Origin of the sequence: Photorhabdus africana, assembly GCF_035181445.1 — a bacterium.
Lineage (GTDB): Bacteria > Pseudomonadota > Gammaproteobacteria > Enterobacterales > Enterobacteriaceae > Photorhabdus > Photorhabdus laumondii.
Window position 1 is genome coordinate 1 of sequence record NZ_JAXBVE010000277.1, and the last position, 245, is coordinate 245.

At 44.9% G+C, this 245-nt stretch carries 1 protein-coding gene; it reads right to left on the reverse strand.

Annotated features, from left to right (window positions below; genetic code table 11):
* On the reverse strand, positions 1-245 hold a 245-nt coding region (locus SLS51_RS23745; RefSeq protein WP_323840911.1), incomplete at both ends, for an ISAs1 family transposase.

Below are 245 nucleotides of genomic sequence, written 5' to 3' on the forward strand. Positions count from 1 at the left end.
TTTGCATGACATGCCGAAATTCTGTCCGTCCATGACCGCTATTTTTCTGCGTAAATTCAACAAGCTCATCACTCTCATAATGCGAAGCAAAATACGATTTGACCCATTCATGGAGGGTCTTTTGATTGCCTTTGAGACCCACAATAAAATCACCGCCGCGCTGAGTAATTAACGCAAGGGTTTCTTTCTGGCAATGCAGGGCATCCATAGTGACAATCGCGCCATCAAGCGCCAGTAATTCAATC